Consider the following 17015-nt stretch of genomic DNA (forward strand, 5'->3'; position numbering starts at 1 on the left):
AAAAAGTTTATTCTTTTCCATCTACTATAGGCACAAATAAACATTCTTCTAAAATTTCTTTTTGTAAATTTGTGCCATTTTTTCTAAGGCGTGTGATGAATTGTTTGCCATTGTGTAAAATAGGAGCGACTAAAATCCCGCCATCGCTTAATTGATCGAGTAAAATTTCAGGAATTTGTGTCGCATAAGCAGAAAATAAAATTCTATCATAAGGAGCATAATTTTTCCAGCCATTTTGTCCATCATCAAATTTTACATTGATATTAAAAAGTTCTAATTCTCTGAAAGTTTGAGCGGCTTTTTTGGCTAAATTTTCTATGCGTTCTATGGTAAAAACACGCCTTATGACTTTGCTTAAAATCGCAGCTTGATAGCCGCTTCCACAACCTATCTCTAAAATACTATCAGCATTTTTAAAATCTAAAGCCATAGTCATTTTAGCTACAGTTAAAGGTGAACTAATCCATTGAGAATTTGCCAAAGGCAAAGCATCAAGGCGATAAGCATGGGCTTTTAAAGGAGAAAAAATTTCACGCGGAATTTGACAAAAAGCATTAAAAAGCTCTTCATTGATAAAAACTTTTTGTGCAATTTCTTCAGCCATATTTTGACATCTTTTTTGTTCAAATGCGTTCATTACTTCTCCTATAAATTTAAATAAAAATTGTAACTAAAAAAGTTGAAATAGAGTTAAACTTAGCTATACTTAAATAAAAAGGAAAAAAATGCTTATAAAATTTAAAAATCATAGTCCCAAACTAGGTCAAAATGTTTTTGTTGCAGAGGGAGCTAAAATCATAGGAGAAATAGAAATAGGAGATGAAAGTAGCATTTGGTTTAATTGTGTTTTAAGAGCTGATGTTAATTTTATAAAAATTGGCAAAAGAACCAATATTCAAGATCTTAGCACGGTGCATGTTTGGCATAGGGAATTTGACGAAAAAGGAAAGTTAAAAGATGCTGTTTTCCTACAATAATAGGAGATGATGTAACCATAGGACATAATTGCGTTATCCATGCTTGTGTGATAAAAAATCGTGTTTTAATCGGAATGAATGCTGTTGTCATGGATAATGCTTTTATAGAAGAAGATAGCATAGTGGGTGCTGGAAGCGTTGTAACAAAGGGTAAAAAATTTCCGCCACGCTCTTTGATACTTGGAAATCCTGCAAAATTTGTGCGTGAATTAAACGATGAAGAAATAAGCTTTCTAAAACAATCCGCTTTAAATTATGTGGATTTTAAAAACGAGTTTTTAAAAGATCTTCAGTGATATTTTGAAGTTTAGGCGAGAGTTTTACTTCAAATTTCACAAAACGATCAAGATCTAAAAAACTCTCATCGAGTTTTGAGATTTGCTCTTTTGTATAATCTTGAATAGTATTTAAAGATGACTTTTTAAGAAGTCTTTTTTCTTTGTAGACTAATTCTAAAAGTTCTTTGCGTTCTAAATTTTCATCTTGATTTGGGTTTTCGTCAAAAACATAAAGCTCATCAAAAAGGATTTTTTGCGTGTTTTTATCATAAACTCTAAAAAGTTTTTTAAAATGAGGTAGGGTTGATTTTTCGTTATTTTCACTGATTTTTATTTTAGGTTTTATACCTTGATCTTCTAAGGCTGCGAGTTTATAAACACAACTAAAAATAGGATCGCTTGAAGCAGTGATCAATCTTTCGCCTACACCAAAGATATCAATAGGTGCGTTTTGTTCTTTGAGTTTTTTAATGCTCCATTCATCAAGGGCGTTAGAAACTATGATTTTACATTTTTGAAGTCCTGCTTGATCAAGTTCTTGTCTGATTTTCAAACTCAACTCAAATAAATTTCCAGAATCTATTCTCACACCGCCTTCTTGGATACCAAATTCTTTAAAAACTTTAATTGCATTTTTAAGTCCGCTATTTAGACAATCATAAGTATCAATCAAAAAAACAGGATTTTTTGGATAAATTTTCACATAAGCTTTAAAAGCTTCAAGTTCATTTTCAAACATTTGCACCCAAGAATGTGCCATAGTTCCATTGATAGGGATATTATAAATTTTTCCTGCTAAAGTACAAGCACTTCCTATGCAACCTCCTATAAAAGCTGCTCTTGCCCCTTTTAAGGCCGCTTCACTTCCTTGTGCTCTGCGTGAGCCAAATTCTAAAATTTTACTGTTTTTAGCTGCACGCACGATACGATTGGTTTTGGTAGCAATAAGGCTTTGGTGGTTTAAACTTAAAAGTAAAAAAGTTTCTAAAAGCTGTGCTTCTATGGTTGTAGCTTTAATACATAGCAAAGGTTCGTTTGGAAAAATCACTTCTCCTTCACGCATAGCATAAATTTCACCTTTAAATTTAAAGTTAGCTAAAAAATCTAAAAATTCTGTATCAAAAATACCTTGTTTTCTTAAAAATTCTATATCTTCTGCATCAAAACTCAAATTTTCAACAAAGTCTAAAATATCTTCAAGACCTGCAAAAATAGCAAAAGATCCTGAATCTGGAATTTTTCTAAAAAATATATCAAAATAACAAATTTGATCTTTTTTATTGTTTTTGAAATAGCCTTGAGACATTGTAAATTCATAAAAATCACAAAGTAAGGCTAAAGAAGTTTTAGAAGTCATCAAAGCTTATACTACCCTTAGAATAATTCGTTACTTTACTTTCAAAGAAATTGCTCTTTTGATCGTTAAATTTTGAAAAATCATCTACCCATTTAATAGGATGTTTTGCATTGTATAGCTTGTCTAAATTGATTGCGCTTAATCTTTGATCTACAAGATAATGGATATATTCTTCTATGATATCATCAGTAAAGCCCATGATTTGATTTTGAGTGATGTATTTACCCCATTTGATCTCAAGATCTCCAGCTTTTTTAAACATATCATAAATTTTATTGATATTTTCATCATGGAACAAATCAGGTCTTTCTTTGCGTACTGAATTGATCATATTTTGAAATAATAAAAGATGTGTGATTTCATCTCTTTGGATAAAGCGGATCATTTGTGCTGAACCTAGCATTTTTCCTGCACGTGCAAGTGCGTAAATAGCAGTAAAACCACTATAAAAATATACTCCTTCTAAAATTTGATTTGCCACCATAGCTAAAAGAAGTTTATTATCATCTACATCGCCTGCTAATTCTTCATAAATGCTTGAAATAAAGTCATTTTTTTCACGCAAAGTTTCATCATGCTTTTCCATTTCATAAATCAAATCTGTATTATCGCAAATCGCTTCTACCATAACAGCGTAAGATTTTGAATGGTTTGCCTCTTCATAAGCTTGGCGTGCTAAAACCGCATTGATTTCAGGAGCTGTGATATAAGGGTTGATATTATCTGCTAAATTATTGGTTTGAAAACTATCCATAGAAATAAGCTGACTCCAAACTAAATCATACATTCTTTTTTCACCTGTGGTTAAATTACAGCGATAATCAAGTGCATCTTTAGTTGTATCCACTTCTTTTGGAAACCAAGTATTTGCCTCCATTAAATCCCAAAGTTTTAAAGCCCAAGTATATTTTGCCTTAGTGAAATTTAAAATTCCATGTGGGTTACCATCAAAAACTTTACGATCTCCTAGGGTTTCGTTTGAGCTTGGATTGTAAATTCTTTTTCTTTGCATTTTTTAACCTTTCTTTATGCTTTGGTGGCTATACAACTTTGAGTTAAAATATCATGTAAATTTAAACGATCTTTTCTTACAAAACTGACAAATAAACCAAAGAGTAAGCCAAAACTTATAATAAATATCACATATCTTAGTAAAATTCTAAGAAAACTTAGTTTCTTTCCCGTTTTTATATCAATAAGATATAAATCATATGCTTTAAGACCTGGGCTTTGTGCCTTTTTTGTTAAAAAAATAGCTTGAATCAAACCAAATAAAAAAGTACATAAAGTTGTGATAAAATGGTTGTTTAAAAAAGCTTCTTTAGAGCCTAATATAAAATAAAATAAATATAAAATAGGAACATAAATAAGAAAAATATCTATAAGCAAAGCTCTAAATCTTAACCATCTAGAGCTAATTTTTGCTTTAGTTTTCATTTAATTTCCACGACTTCCTGGTTTTATGGCTTTGCTCCCTTTTTTACAAAGCGGACAATTTGTTTCATCATAAATTTCAAATTCAAAATTTCCTAGAGTAAAGAGTGGTAAATTTTCAGGTAATTTCGCATTATCTTTTCTTGGAGATTTTAGATTTTCTACCGCACAAAAACCACGATTTGCTAATGCTGCAAAACCTACAACAATGCCACCTAAACTTTCAATGATTTTTGCACTCTCTAAAGCACTACCACCTGTAGTAATGATATCTTCACAAATTATAAATTTTTCACCCTTTTTTACTTCAAAACCACGTCTTAAAGTCATTTCTTTATTTACTCTTTCAGTGAAGATAAAACGTTTACTACAAGCTCTCGCAAGCTCATAACCTGCTAAAATTCCACCTAAAGCAGGAGAACAAATGCTATCAAATTCTATCTTATAGCTTGCAATAATCTTTGCAAGTTCATCACAAAGTTTTGCTGCTAATTTTGGATCCTCTAAAACTTTTGCACTTTGAAGATAAAATTGCGAATGTTTACCTGAACTTAGTAAAAAATGCCCTTCTAAATAAGCACCACAATCTTTATAAATTTGCTCTAAATTCATCGTTAAACCTTTAAAAGTTCACTTTCTTTGCTTTTTACACTCTCATCAATTTTTGTTGTATAGGTGTCGGTAAGTTTTTGCACTTCATCATAAGCTTTTTTTGCTTCATCTTCGCTTATTGCCTTATCTTTTTCTAGTTTTTTAACTGCATCGTTGGCATCTTTGCGTATATTTCTTATAGAAACTTTTGCCTTTTCACCCATAGCTTTAGCTTGCTTTACGTTTTCTTCTCTTTGCTCTCTAGTCATCGGAGGGAAAAATAATTTTACACTTTCGCCGTCATTGTTTGGATTTACACCGATATTTGCAGCTGCAATAGCACTTTCTATGGTTTTTAGTAAAGGTTTTTCCCAAGGAGTGATGCTAATAGTTGAAGCATCGCTTGCTAAAACAGTTGCTACTTGATTTAAAGGAGTTTGAGTTCCGTAATAATCCACTGTAATATGATCTAAAATATGGGTATTAACTTTTCCAGTTCTTAAAGTGGTGAAGTCTTTTTTTAAGGCTTCTAAAGATTTTTCACTTTGGGTTTTTTGTTTGTTAAAAATTTCACTTAGCATTATCATTTCCTTTGATTATTTACTTGAATTAACATCGCTTGGAAGTTGTGGTGCACTTGGAGCGATAGAATTTGTGTTTGGGGTAGCAGGCACAATAGGAGCGCTTGGAATAGTAGTGTTGTTTTCTACTTTAATTTTCTCTGCTAGAGAGTCCTTGCTAGCTTTATTGTATAAATAACCAAGACCAATAGTATTTGCAATAAGTAAAATTCCCATAATAAAGGTAAATTTTGCTAAAAATCCAGCCGGTCCTTTGGCGCCAAATAAACTTTCATTGCTTCCACTATAAGCTCCAAGTCCTATACTTGAACTTTTTTGAAGTAAAACTGCTATACAAATAACTACAACGATGATAAATTGTAAAATGATTAAAAGAGTGATCATTGAAAATTCCTAAAAGTTAATTTTTAAATGATTATTTTAGCTAAATAAAACTTGAAAAGTTTTGAAACTTGATAAGTTTTTGTGAGAAAAATCCCACAAAAACTTATCTGCTATTGAAGCTTCTTAAGATATTAAGTAAAGATACGAAAAGATTAACAAAATCAAGATAAAGTGCTACTGCACCTTCGATTGGAGTTTCATAATTTCCGCGGATAATATTTTGCGTATCATAAAGAATGTAAAATGAAAATAATATTGCAGCTACTGCTGAAATAGCTAGATTAACTATACTGCTTTGGAAGAAAAGGTTTAGTAAAGATGCTGCTACAATAACGATTAATACTATAAATAAAGCTTTACCCATAACAGTAAAATCTTTTTTTGTATTCATAGCAAATACACTAAGTCCTGCAAAAGCAACCGTTGTTAAAGCAAAAGCTTGAGCGATGATAATTCCTCCAGCTGGTAGAGCTAAAACTGAAATAAGTAAAGGTGTAAGCGTTAAACCTGAGCAGAAAGTAAAACCAAAAAGTAAAACAAGATTTAATGGAGCCTCTCTTTTTTTCCATTGCAAAGCAAATAAAAGTCCGATTTCAACAGCAAAAAGGATCCAAAAAGTTACTTGTGATTGTATAAAAAATGATGCTAAAGCAAAAATTCCTACATATGCACCTACTGTTGCAGCTAATAATGAAGCAGCAAAAAGTTGATAAGTTTGTTTAATAAAAATACTTAATTCGCTTGAGCGTGTATTTTCAAATTCTTTTGATCTTGAGTAGTCTCTATCATAAAGACTCATAAAATTCTCCTTGCAAAATTGTTAGATTTTTTAAAATCTTGAGCGAAATCTAACATATTAGACTAAATAAAAAGTTAATTTATATAATATCTTAATGCTTAAATGAAATCTTTGCTGAAATTTTGTTATAATTTCAAGATTTTAGTTTTAGGTTGGTTTTATGGAAAATCTTATTAGCGGTGCGATTAAGTTTATGCAAGAAGACTTTAAGGAGCATGAAGAACTTTTTGAAAGTCTAAAAAATAAGCAAAATCCCCATACTCTTTTTATAGGTTGTTCTGATTCTAGAGTAATTCCAAATTTGATCACTAATACGGGTCCAGGTGAGCTTTTTGTAATACGAAATATTGCAAATATAGTTCCACCTTATCGCGTTGGAGAAGATTACTTGGCGACAACTTCAGCAATAGAGTATGCTTTAAATTCATTGCATATTAAAAATATCGTCGTTTGTGGCCATAGTAATTGTGGAGGTTGCAATGCTCTTTATTATTCTGATGAAGAGTTAAATAAAATTCCTAACGTAAAAAAATGGCTTACTATGTTAGATCCGATAAAAAAAGATGTGATGATTTTTGCAAGAGACGATTTGGCTATGCGTTCATGGCTTACAGAAAAATTAAATTTAGTAAATTCTTTGCAAAATATACTTACTTATCCAGGCGTGCAAGAAGCTTTAGATGAAGGAAAAATAGAAGTACATGCTTGGTATTATATTATAGAGACAGGTGAAATTTATGAGTATGATTTTAAAGCAAAAATTTTTACTTTAATACAAGATAGGAAAGTTCAATGAAGAAAATTATTTTTAGTTTATGTTTTTTTATTTTATACCTTGGAGCACAAGAATTTAAATTTATTGATGCGAATATTAGTAAAGAAGATGAAGGAATTTATGCTTTAGTTGAAAAATATGTTGATCTTAACAATCAAATTAAAGAATTTAAGAAAAACAATGATGAAAATTCAAGCACTTTTAATGGTATTTTAAGTGAATTTGAAAAAGACAAAAAGACTATTTTAGCAAAAATACCCGATATGATAGTAGGACAAAAGATTAATGAAGAGGCAGTGGCTAGATTTTTAAAAGCAAAAGAAAAATTACTAGATGTTCAAAAAAAGAATATTAATAAGCCTTACATTTATACAGATGCCACTCTTAATCTAGTTTATTTTAACATTGTGGAAAGTTTTTATTCTTCTTTGTTTGAAGTGGAAAAACTTTTTAAAAATACAGCAAGTAGTGAAGATTTAATTGCTACTGTTGATAAGGCAATGGAAAATTTACAAAATTCTTCTAGTGTAAATTTAGATAGTTTTAAAAGCAAAATTACAAATCCAGAAGAATTGGAAAAAATTACCCTAAAAGAAAGATATATTGCTAACGCTCTAGATTCTTATTCTGAAATTCTTAAGTATTTACGATCAAATGCAGATTTGCTTGAAAGTAATTATATTTTTTCACTACTTGAGCTTCAAGTTTGGATAGATCGTATAAATGAGGCAATTGGGGTAAGTTTTGTTAATATCGGAAAAATAGTAATTTCTGCTTTGGTTTTAGTATTTTTTATATCTTTAAGACGTTTTTTTGCAAATATAGTATATTTTTTCCTTGTTCGGCTTTTTTATAGAAATAAAAATGATGTAGATGATATTAAAGTTATTTTTATTGAGAATATTAAAAAACCAGTGAGTTTTTTTCTGATTGTTTATGCTATTTCGATTTGTCTTACTATAACAACTTATCCTGCACCTTTAAGTATTAATTTGAGTAATTTTTTCCACATAATTTATGCGGTTTTGATTGCATGGCTTATTTTAAAAATGCTTGATGGTTATGGAATGGTACTAGTTTCTAAGCTTGCTCAAAAAAGCGGAAAAAAAGAAGTTGTAAATTTAATTATTAAAATTTTATATTTTGTTATTATTATCATAGCTTTATTATATATCCTTGCTCAGCTTGGTTTTAATATTTCAGCTATTATTGCATCTTTGGGAATTGGTGGTTTAGCTGTTGCTTTAGCAGCGAAAGATATAATTGCAAATTTCTTTGCTTCTATACTTTTACTTTTTGATAATAGTTTTAATCAAGGAGATTGGGTAGAGGTTTCAGGTATAGAAGGAACAGTAGTTGAAATAGGACTTAGAAAAACTACTATTAGAACTTTTGATAATTGTCTCGTATTTTTACCAAATTCAACTATTATGGGAGCTAATATCAAAAATTGGAGTAAAAGACGCATGGGTCGCCATGTTAGAATGTATTTGGGTGTTGGTTATGATGCTACTCCTGAAAAATTAGATCAATGTGTAAAAGATTTGAAAGAATTTTTGGATACAAGTGATTTGGTAGCTCACGATGAGGATAGTGCATTAAAATATGGTGATCATACGACAAAATATCGTCAAAATCTTGTATCTATTAACGATTTAGAAGGCTATAAAAATGCTTGTTATGTGGCTTTAAGCGAATTTGCAGATAGTAGTATTAATATAGAGCTTTATTTTTATACCAAAAAAATAGGCGCAAAAGATTTTAGGGAAGCTAGACAAAGCTTAATGCTTGAGTTTATGCGTATAATCGAAAAAAATGGTTTAACTTTTGCTTTCCCAAGTCGCAGTATTTATATAGAAAATTTACCACCTCTTGATTTGCAAGCAAAAGCTATAAAATAGCAAGATTTTATCTTGCTATTTTTTAAACCGGCATAACGCGTATATTTGGACTTAATTCTTCTTGTAAAATCGTTTCAATAGCATAAAGTGTCGCACCACTTCCACTAGAACAACCACTACAAGCACCAAGATAACGAATATAAACGTCAATTGCTGCACCTTCAGCCTTTTGTATATCAATCACTTCCAAATCTCCACCATCATTATGAAGCATAGGGCGAATTTCAGCATCTAAAACACTTTCAACTGCTTTTAATTGTCCTACTACGGTCATTTCATCAAAAGCCACATCACTTTTCATTGTATTTTTGAGTTTTTCTCTATCCATCTCGGCTCTGGTTTCAGCTAAAATATCTACAAGGTAATAATCTCTTTTTTCATGTCCGCCTGGTTTGATACAGGACTTGCAAAAAGCACCTGCTTTAGTATATTGTGTGATTTCTTCTACACTATGCAAATCATTAAGTTTAATCACTTCTTTAATAGTTCCAAGACTTACTCTAGCGCACTCACAAACTATAATTTGATCTTCAAAATCTTCAGGACTTATACCTTTATAATGAGCTGCTGCTTGTTTGATTACATCATAAGCCATAACCGAACAGTGCATTTTTTGAGGTGGAACAGCTGGAGTTTCTGGATTATCACGCATAGCAAATTCCACATCTAAATTTGTGATTTTTACTGCTTCATCTACAGTTTTTCCTATGCAAAGATCTACCATAGTATCACTACTTGCTATAGCTGTACCACAACCAAAACTTTTAAATTTTGCATCGATAATTTTATCAGTTTTTTCATCTACAAGCCAAAAAAGTCTTACTGCATCACCGCAACTTTCTGCGCCAAAATCAGCTACGATCAATTTTGCATTGCGTGCTTTAGCATCTTCTTCGCTAAATTCTCCCATATGTTGAGGATTATTCATTCTATCTTGAACTTTTTGTGAATACTCATCCCAAATGGATCCACCAATTAAACTATTTTTTCCCATTTTTCATCCTTATTTGTAATTATTTGGATTATAAGCATAAGTACAAGAAATTGCTCTTAATCTCTGTGTTGCATTTTTAATTTGTTTTGCTGCATAATCAATTTCTTCTTCAGTGTTAAAACGTGACAAAGAAAGTCTTAAAGCTGTATGCGCTAAATCATGCTCCGCACCGATAGCTTCCATAATAGGATTGCTTTCTAAAGCTTCACTTGCACAGGCTGAGCCCGTACTTGCAGCTATACCATTTTTATTTAAATCCCAAAGCATTGCTTCGCCTTCAACACCTTTAATACTTGCTAAGATTGTATTAGGCACACGGTGTTCCCTTTTTCCAACCACTGTTGTATCAGGCAAGGCTAAAATTTGATCTTCTAGTTTATCTCTTAAACGGCGTATATGAGAATCTTCAAAATCAAGCATAGTATTTGCAATACGCAAAGCCTCGCCCATAGCCACTATATAAGGCACATTTAAAGTTCCACTTCTACGACCACCCATGTGTTCTCCACCGTGTAAAAGTGGAGTAAGTTTAAGTCCTTTTTTTATAAAAAGTCCACCCACACCCTTTGGTCCATGAAATTTATGCGCCGAAAATGAAGCAAAATCAACTCCTACTTGAGTCAAATTAACCTTTATTTTGCCTACTGCTTGAGTAGCATCTGTATGAAAAAGAGCGCCAAATTCATGTGCAAGTTCCGCCATCGCTTTAATATCAAAAATCATACCTGTTTCATTATTTGCCCACATAACACTTACAAGTGCTGTTTTATCGCTAATCACTTTACGTAAATCTTCTACAGTAGAAACCCCTTCTTCATTTACAGGGAGTTCTATGACTTTTACTCCAAGACTTTTTAAAAAATAAGCAGCAGCGGTAACAGCAGGGTGTTCTACGCTAGAAATAATCACTTCGTTGCGTTCCTTATCTAAAATATGATCAAAATACACACCCTTAAGCACCCAGTTAATGCTTTCTGTTGCACAGGATGTTACAACTATATCATCTAAGTCATTTGCTCCAAGCCCTACATAAAGTTTGTCCAAAGCTTCTCTTAAAGCAGGATGTGTTGTGCTTCCATATTGATGAAGGCTATTTGGATTTCCATACATATCCTTTAAAAAAGGTAGCATCAACTCATAAGCATTAGGATCAAGCATCGTCGTTGCATTGTTATCTAAATATACTTTCACTTTAAAATCCTTAATTTATCCTTAACTTTAATTAGGATATTTTTTATCTTTATTCGAAAATGGATAATAACAAAAATTTATAAAAATTAGGTTAAAAATTATAACAAAAATAAAATGTTAAAGTAAAATTTTAAAGTGAAATATTTTGTGAATTTTATATAGTAAAAATGAGAAATACTATTTCTTAAATTTTTCTTCGTAATACTTTACTATTTTTGAATCTTCTTTGACTGTATGTTTAAAGATAAAATCTTGAACAACGAGATCTAGCTTTTCAATCATTATATTTACAAATTTAGCTTCACTGATGATAATTTCTTCAATTTCTAAGATAATTTTTCTGTGAATTCTTGTATGATGGTTGATATAAGGATATTCTATTTCTCTCATAAAGGCTTCTTCATCTGAAAAATGTCTATTGATCATTATCAACAACTCTCTTAAGACAATTTTTAATTCTTTTGTTTCAACATGACGTTGGCTCATTAAAGAGAGTTTTTTAGAAATTTCAAAAAGTTCTTTATGTTGATGATCTAAAAGATCATTATTCATTGAAATAATTTTTTCATTATAAATCATGGTTTTGAGTGCTTTTATATTTATATTTTTTCGGGAGCGAATTATAATGTTACAATACTTAAAATTTTATTAATTACTCATATAAAAATTATTATTATTGAAATATTTATAATTTATATATTTTTTGTAAAAATTATTTTAAACCATCACAGACATATAAGAGTTTAGAATTTTATTTATATTTGCTTGTTTTTGGCGACGATCTAGAAAATTTTCTATAGAATTAGAGCGTAGTTGATTTACCTCTTCTAATCTTTGCGTGTCTTGACTTTGGTTTTGATATTGTTTTTTAAAAGCATCAAAATCATTGCGAGTTTGATTGATATAAATTTGAAATATTGAGCTTGAATTTGCAAATTCTCTTAAATCCATATCTTTTTGGTAGTTAATATATTGTTGAAAAAATACAGATAGTTTGTCTTGAGTACTTGTTTTTTTATCTATGCCATTAACATAAAGATAAAGATCAAAACTCATCTTTTTTTCATTTTCTTTTTTAATGTAATCTTCTATATCCATTTCGCCTTTAAGAATTTTTTGTAAATTTTGATGAGAGCTCAGTTCTAGAGTGACAGGTTTCATAAAAAAGTTAAATTCTTTTTCATTTTGGGTTTTTATATCATGGTAGATAAAATTCATTAAAAGACCAGATTTTGATACTTCTGCATTTTTAGTTAAATAAGGTTTTAAAATTTCATTAGAAGAAGTATTTTCTATGGCTTTATTAAAATGAAAATTAGTTATTTTATTATCTAACATTAAAGTATTTAAATTTGTGATATTGCTTAATGCCAAATCAATTTCTTCTTGATTGTTGTAAATTCTTGAAATTTGGCCTAAAAATTCTCCATTATCTGTTGAAAAACCTGATGATAGTTTTGAAATAAAATCGCGACTTAAATAAGCATTATCATCTTGTAAAAATTCTGAATTTATGGATTTTAATGAACTATAATAGCTATTTAAAAGATAAGGTAGATCAATTTTATTGTAATTTAAAATTTCATCTTGTTTCGTGAGTTCTTTTGCTATGCTTCTAACGCTTTTAATGTTGATGTCATAAGATTCTGGTATATTGGCAATTTTATTTAAATCTTTATTGAAAAAACCTTCTTCATTGATTCTAAATCCAAATTCACTAGTATAAGTGGTATTATTAAAAATATAACTTAATTGTTCTAAGCTATTTTCATTTCCTTCTTGTTCTAAAGCTTTGCTATCTTTAATCAAATTTAAAGCAGAGCTATTCTGTAAAGGATTAGATAAGGTTAAATTTTGATACGGATTTGCCGAATTTATAGTCATTTTAAATCTTTCCAAAATATTGCTGATTTTTTTATAAGCAAAAGGTGTGCCAAGTTTTTTAAAAATTAAATTCAGTCAAAAATTAGAAAAAATTTGATAGTATTTAGCTTTTCTTTTAATTTGAAAAATAAAAATTTATCTAAATAAGGAAAGCGTATGCCAAAGATGAAAAGCGTTAAAAGCGCAGTTAAACGCTTCAAAGTAGGTAAAAATAAAATCAAAAGAGGCTCAGCTTTTAGAAGTCATATTTTGACTAAAAAACCTGCAAAAAGAATGCGTGATCTTCGCACAGCTAAATATGTGCATAGCACAAATGTAAAAGCTGTTGAAAAAATGCTAGGAATTTAAGTTTTTGACTAAAAGTCATTCAAACTCCCCTCTGAGATAAAATTTCAAGGGCAAGCTCCAAATTTGGACGCCACTTTATGAAAGGAAATAAAAATGGCAAGAGTAAAAACAGGTGTTGTTAGACGCCGCAGACATAAAAAAGTTTTAAAATTAGCGCGTGGTTTTTATAGTGGACGCCGCAAACATTTTAGAAAAGCAAAAGAACAATTAGAAAGAAGTCTAGTCTATGCTTATCGTGATAGACGCCGCAAAAAAAGAGACTTCCGTCGTCTTTGGATTGTGCGTATCAATGCTGCTTGTAGGCTTAATGATTTAAGTTATTCAAGATTTATCAATGGTCTTAAAAAAGCAGGCATTGAACTTGATAGAAAAATTCTAGCAGATTTAGCTATGAATGATTCTGCTGCTTTTGCAAAAATTGCAGAGGCTGTAAAAAAAGCACTTTAATTTTTTTAGTGTAAGAATTTCAAGATTTTTGATTTCTTGAAATTCTTAATTTTTTAGTATTGATTTAATTTAGCTAGAACATCTTCATAACATTTGAGTTGATTTACATTTTTTTCAAAATCTTTGCCGACATTGCTTCTTTGTTTTAATTTATCTGAAATTTCTTTACCTGAATTTATAAGATTTGAAATGATTTTGGAAAATTCATTGGATTTATCCCTTATAAAATTCATTTCTTGAGTACTAGAATTGGAACTTTTTGCAATGGATTGTATGGTCTGAATAACTAATTTAATGGCTCCTTCCATTTCACCTAGACCCATTTGGGTATTTTCTGAAAGTTTTCTAACTTCATCAGCTACAACTGCAAATCCACGACCAAGTTTTCCAGCTCTAGCAGCTTCTATACCTGCATTTAAAGATAAAAGGCTAGTTTGTTCAGCAATCCCTGAAATAAGATCTAAAATACTATTTAATTGATCTATATTTTTCAAAGAAGATTGCACTTCTTTTTCTAAATTCATTTTTTCTTCACTTTGGTAAAGGTTGTATTCTAGGTAGTTAGTGAAATTGGTAAAACTTTTACTAATGGTTGTAAGACTTCTTCTTATATTTTCAAGTTCTTCAAAAATTTCTTTAAATATACTTGTATTTTTATCAATTTCTGATGTATTTTGTTTGAGTTGATTTAAAATTATTTTATTAATCTCATTTGTCATTTCTAGTTTTTGAGCTCTTATATTAAGATAATAGTATTTAAAATCGCTGTATTTTTGTATGAAAGTTTTTAAATATCTAGGTTTGAAATCATTAAAATTTTCAACTTCATAAAAAAATATTGCCACTAAACTTTTTGCAATTCCCACTCCATAAATTTCCCCAAAACTAGAAAAACCAACTATAGGAAAATCATTAAAATGGATTTGATTTAAATGTTCTTTGTTGTGAAGTCTTCTTAAGATACAATCGTTAAAAATTGCTCCAAGTGGTTTTGGTTTATTAAAAGAAAATTTTTCGTAATCTTTTTTTATGGCTTCAATAAAATTTGTTTTTTTAAGCAAGCTTAATTCTTGAGCGCTTTCTATATCACAATAACTAAATAATGTTTTATCTGGGTTGATTTCCATGGGGGAAATAAGATAGTCTTCTCCAATTTTTAAAGCAAAAGTATATTCTTGCATTTTATTTTAAGTTCTTCAAAAGTACAGTTAAAATAATTGCATAAAGCTTCAACCGCGTTGATGGATTGAAAGGTTTTTTTATCAATAAATTCACGTACCGTCCTATCATATAAGCTTGCATCAAGTATGGTAAAGGTAATGTTGCTTTGAGGATTGAAATTTTGAGACTTCATTAAATCAAAACGATATTTAGATTTAAATTGGACATGTATGCTTAAAGCTTGATTTTTTAATATTTCTCCATTATAAAATATAAATGTTCCGCTAAAGTCCATATTTCCACTAGATCCACCTCCTACTAAAGCACAAGGATAGGGGTTGTGTTTGTATAAAAGTTCTAAAAGAGAACTTTCGCTTTGACTTAAACCATCATAAATTAAATAATGCAAAGTATTTGTGCAGTGTGCTTCAAAAGGTATATTTATAGATAAAACTTCTTTTTCTATCAGTTTTTTTCTTTCTGTATAATCTTTTATATTGCTAAAAAGCTTGATTTTATTTGTGCAGAGATTTTCTATCATATCTTCGCTAAAAAGCATCAAACTTATTCCTTGGATATTTTGTTTATAAGGGCTGTTTTCAATGTTTGAGTTAGAATCAAGATTGCACAATAAATCAGTAGCACTGCTTAAGATGATATCACATTGCTCATTTATAGAATTTTGAATCTTATTTCCTATGATTGCTAGGTTAAGTTGATACGACATAAAACCTATGATTAACTTTGGCTTGATATTTATTTTTTTTAATTTTTCTTCAAGTTCATTTTCTTGAAGAAATAGAGCTTCTAAAGCTTTTTTACTCTCTTCTTTTTGCGCTGAGCTTTTATTTTTAAAATTAAAAAACATTGATTAAACTCCGTTAAAATTATTTTAATTTGTTAGTTAATTAAAAATAATATAAAATTTTAGTATTTATAATTTTTATTATATCTTAAAGTAACAAAAAATGTAATAAGTAAATTAAAATTTAGATATAATCATAAATTATAATAATACTAACTTCAAGGATAAATCAAATATGATTGGAGATATGAATGAGCTTTTATTAAAAAGCGTTGAAGTATTGCCACCTTTACCCGATACTGTAAGTAAGTTAAGAAAATATGTGAGCGAGGCTAATTCAAATATAGAAACCATGAAAGTTGCTGAAATCATTTCAACTGATCCATTGATGACGGCTAAGCTTTTGCAATTAGCAAATTCTCCTTATTATGGTTTTACAAGGGAAATTACAACCATAAATCAAGTGATTACTTTATTAGGCATTGGTAATATTATCAATATAGTTACGGCTGATTCCATTAGAGATAGTTTTAAAATAGATGTTTCACCTTATGGTTTGGATACACAAAATTTTTTAAAAACTTGCAACGAAGAAGCAACTTTTATCACAAATTGGCTTAATGATGAAGATAAAAAACTTTCTCATCTTTTAGTTCCTTGTGCAATGCTTTTAAGACTTGGTATTGTTATTTTTTCAAATTTTCTTATACAAAATCACAGAGAGAAAGAATTTTTAACTTTTTTAAATGAAACTAAAATTGAAAATATTGCTTTAGCAGAGAATGAATTTTTAGGTGTAGATCATATTTCTTTCTTGGGATTTTTGTTGAATCGTTGGAATTTTGATGATGTTTTGATTGAAAGCATATGTTTTGTTCGCACTCCTCATGCTGCTCGCGAAGAAGTGAAAAAATCCGCTTATGCTCTAGCAATAACAGATCATCTTTTTGCTCCACATGATGGCTCTTCTCCATTTAACGCAAAAGCTGCAGTTGCTTTACTTGAAGAGGCAAAAACTCAAGGAATTAATTTTGATTTAAACAATCTTTTATCTAAGCTTCCTAGCAAAGCTAAGGAAAATTTAAACAAAGAAGATTAAAGAGCCTTT

General features: G+C 29.8%; 19 protein-coding genes and 1 pseudogene. 6 read left to right on the forward strand and 14 right to left on the reverse strand.

What is annotated here, in order from left to right; translation table 11 throughout:
• Positions 1 to 7 precede the first annotated feature (7 nt).
• Positions 8 to 637, reverse strand: a complete 630-nt coding sequence (locus AJN70_RS03075) for a protein-L-isoaspartate(D-aspartate) O-methyltransferase (protein ID WP_002861021.1) — start codon at positions 635 to 637, stop codon at positions 8 to 10.
• Positions 638 to 725: 88 nt separating this feature from the next.
• Here AJN70_RS03075 and AJN70_RS03080 point away from each other — a divergent pair.
• Positions 726 to 1273 (forward strand): annotated as a pseudogene (locus AJN70_RS03080) (gamma carbonic anhydrase family protein).
• Here the strand turns inward: AJN70_RS03080 and AJN70_RS03085 are convergent.
• From AJN70_RS03085 to AJN70_RS03115, 7 genes are all read right to left on the reverse strand, one after another.
• Positions 1242 to 2615 carry a nicotinate phosphoribosyltransferase gene (locus tag AJN70_RS03085; RefSeq protein ID WP_074470018.1) on the reverse strand — a complete coding sequence of 458 codons (1374 nt, stop codon included), beginning with the start codon at positions 2613 to 2615 and terminating at the stop codon, positions 1242 to 1244. The pseudogene AJN70_RS03080 and the gene AJN70_RS03085 overlap by 32 nt on opposite strands.
• Positions 2602 to 3624, reverse strand: coding sequence for a ribonucleotide-diphosphate reductase subunit beta (locus AJN70_RS03090; protein ID WP_002870660.1), 1023 nt, complete (start codon positions 3622 to 3624; stop codon positions 2602 to 2604). Before AJN70_RS03090 ends, AJN70_RS03085 begins: the two co-directional genes overlap by 14 nt.
• Before the next feature lie 14 nt (positions 3625 to 3638).
• Complete coding sequence (locus AJN70_RS03095) at positions 3639 to 4049, reverse strand: RDD family protein (RefSeq protein WP_002870659.1); 411 nt, start codon at positions 4047 to 4049, stop codon at positions 3639 to 3641.
• Positions 4050 to 4658 (reverse strand): orotate phosphoribosyltransferase, encoded by a 609-nt coding sequence (gene pyrE / locus AJN70_RS03100; protein WP_002854423.1) that lies wholly within the window; start codon positions 4656 to 4658, stop codon positions 4050 to 4052.
• 2 nt (positions 4659 to 4660) lie between these two features.
• Positions 4661 to 5224, reverse strand: coding sequence for a ribosome recycling factor (frr, locus tag AJN70_RS03105; RefSeq protein ID WP_079460285.1), 564 nt, complete (start codon positions 5222 to 5224; stop codon positions 4661 to 4663).
• A 9-nt stretch (positions 5225 to 5233) separates the two neighbouring features.
• Positions 5234 to 5602: a preprotein translocase subunit SecG gene (gene secG, locus AJN70_RS03110; protein WP_070233472.1), complete on the reverse strand. Its 369-nt coding sequence runs from the start codon at positions 5600 to 5602 to the stop codon at positions 5234 to 5236.
• A 103-nt stretch (positions 5603 to 5705) separates the two neighbouring features.
• Positions 5706 to 6401, reverse strand: coding sequence for a Bax inhibitor-1/YccA family protein (locus AJN70_RS03115; RefSeq protein WP_002851668.1), 696 nt, complete (start codon positions 6399 to 6401; stop codon positions 5706 to 5708).
• A gap of 160 nt (positions 6402 to 6561) precedes the next feature.
• Between AJN70_RS03115 and AJN70_RS03120 the strand changes: the two genes are divergently transcribed.
• Both AJN70_RS03120 and AJN70_RS03125 read left to right on the forward strand, forming a co-directional pair.
• A complete protein-coding gene (locus AJN70_RS03120) occupies positions 6562 to 7197 on the forward strand; it encodes a carbonic anhydrase (RefSeq protein WP_002851887.1) in 636 nt (211 codons plus the stop codon).
• A complete protein-coding gene (locus AJN70_RS03125) occupies positions 7194 to 9077 on the forward strand; it encodes a mechanosensitive ion channel family protein (protein WP_070276450.1) in 1884 nt (627 codons plus the stop codon). Before AJN70_RS03120 ends, AJN70_RS03125 begins: the two co-directional genes overlap by 4 nt.
• Before the next feature lie 22 nt (positions 9078 to 9099).
• On the opposite strand, the gene AJN70_RS03130 is transcribed toward AJN70_RS03125, so the two are convergent.
• The 4 genes from AJN70_RS03130 to AJN70_RS03145 form a co-directional block, all read right to left on the reverse strand.
• Positions 9100 to 10071 carry an iron-sulfur cluster assembly scaffold protein NifU gene (locus tag AJN70_RS03130; RefSeq protein ID WP_002861028.1) on the reverse strand — a complete coding sequence of 324 codons (972 nt, stop codon included), beginning with the start codon at positions 10069 to 10071 and terminating at the stop codon, positions 9100 to 9102.
• Between the two features lie 9 nt (positions 10072 to 10080).
• Positions 10081 to 11262 (reverse strand): NifS family cysteine desulfurase, encoded by a 1182-nt coding sequence (locus AJN70_RS03135; protein ID WP_070276448.1) that lies wholly within the window; start codon positions 11260 to 11262, stop codon positions 10081 to 10083.
• Positions 11263 to 11439: 177 nt separating this feature from the next.
• Positions 11440 to 11841 (reverse strand): hemerythrin domain-containing protein, encoded by a 402-nt coding sequence (locus AJN70_RS03140; RefSeq protein ID WP_044778739.1) that lies wholly within the window; start codon positions 11839 to 11841, stop codon positions 11440 to 11442.
• Between the two features lie 138 nt (positions 11842 to 11979).
• Positions 11980 to 13146, reverse strand: a complete 1167-nt coding sequence (locus tag AJN70_RS03145) for a hypothetical protein (RefSeq protein ID WP_070276446.1) — start codon at positions 13144 to 13146, stop codon at positions 11980 to 11982.
• A gap of 156 nt (positions 13147 to 13302) precedes the next feature.
• On the opposite strand from AJN70_RS03145, the gene rpmI reads away from it, so the two are divergent.
• Positions 13303 to 13494 carry a 50S ribosomal protein L35 gene (gene rpmI, locus AJN70_RS03150; protein ID WP_002777995.1) on the forward strand — a complete coding sequence of 64 codons (192 nt, stop codon included), beginning with the start codon at positions 13303 to 13305 and terminating at the stop codon, positions 13492 to 13494.
• A 93-nt stretch (positions 13495 to 13587) separates the two neighbouring features.
• Positions 13588 to 13941 carry a 50S ribosomal protein L20 gene (gene rplT, locus AJN70_RS03155; protein ID WP_002861032.1) on the forward strand — a complete coding sequence of 118 codons (354 nt, stop codon included), beginning with the start codon at positions 13588 to 13590 and terminating at the stop codon, positions 13939 to 13941.
• A gap of 53 nt (positions 13942 to 13994) precedes the next feature.
• Here the strand turns inward: rplT and AJN70_RS03160 are convergent, their stop codons facing one another.
• Positions 13995 to 15122: a methyl-accepting chemotaxis protein gene (locus AJN70_RS03160; RefSeq protein ID WP_070276444.1), complete on the reverse strand. Its 1128-nt coding sequence runs from the start codon at positions 15120 to 15122 to the stop codon at positions 13995 to 13997.
• Positions 15098 to 15970: an FIST N-terminal domain-containing protein gene (locus AJN70_RS03165; RefSeq protein WP_261669683.1), complete on the reverse strand. Its 873-nt coding sequence runs from the start codon at positions 15968 to 15970 to the stop codon at positions 15098 to 15100. The genes AJN70_RS03160 and AJN70_RS03165 overlap by 25 nt, the downstream gene beginning before the upstream one ends.
• A 172-nt stretch (positions 15971 to 16142) precedes the next feature.
• On the opposite strand from AJN70_RS03165, the gene cheP reads away from it, so the two are divergent.
• A complete protein-coding gene (gene cheP, locus AJN70_RS03170; protein ID WP_070295483.1) occupies positions 16143 to 17006 on the forward strand; it encodes a cheVAW transcriptional regulator CheP in 864 nt (287 codons plus the stop codon).
• The last annotated feature ends 9 nt before the right edge of the window (positions 17007 to 17015 follow it).

This window comes from Campylobacter sp. BCW_4341 (assembly GCF_001764255.1).
Taxonomy (GTDB): Bacteria; Campylobacterota; Campylobacteria; order Campylobacterales; family Campylobacteraceae; genus Campylobacter_D; species Campylobacter_D jejuni.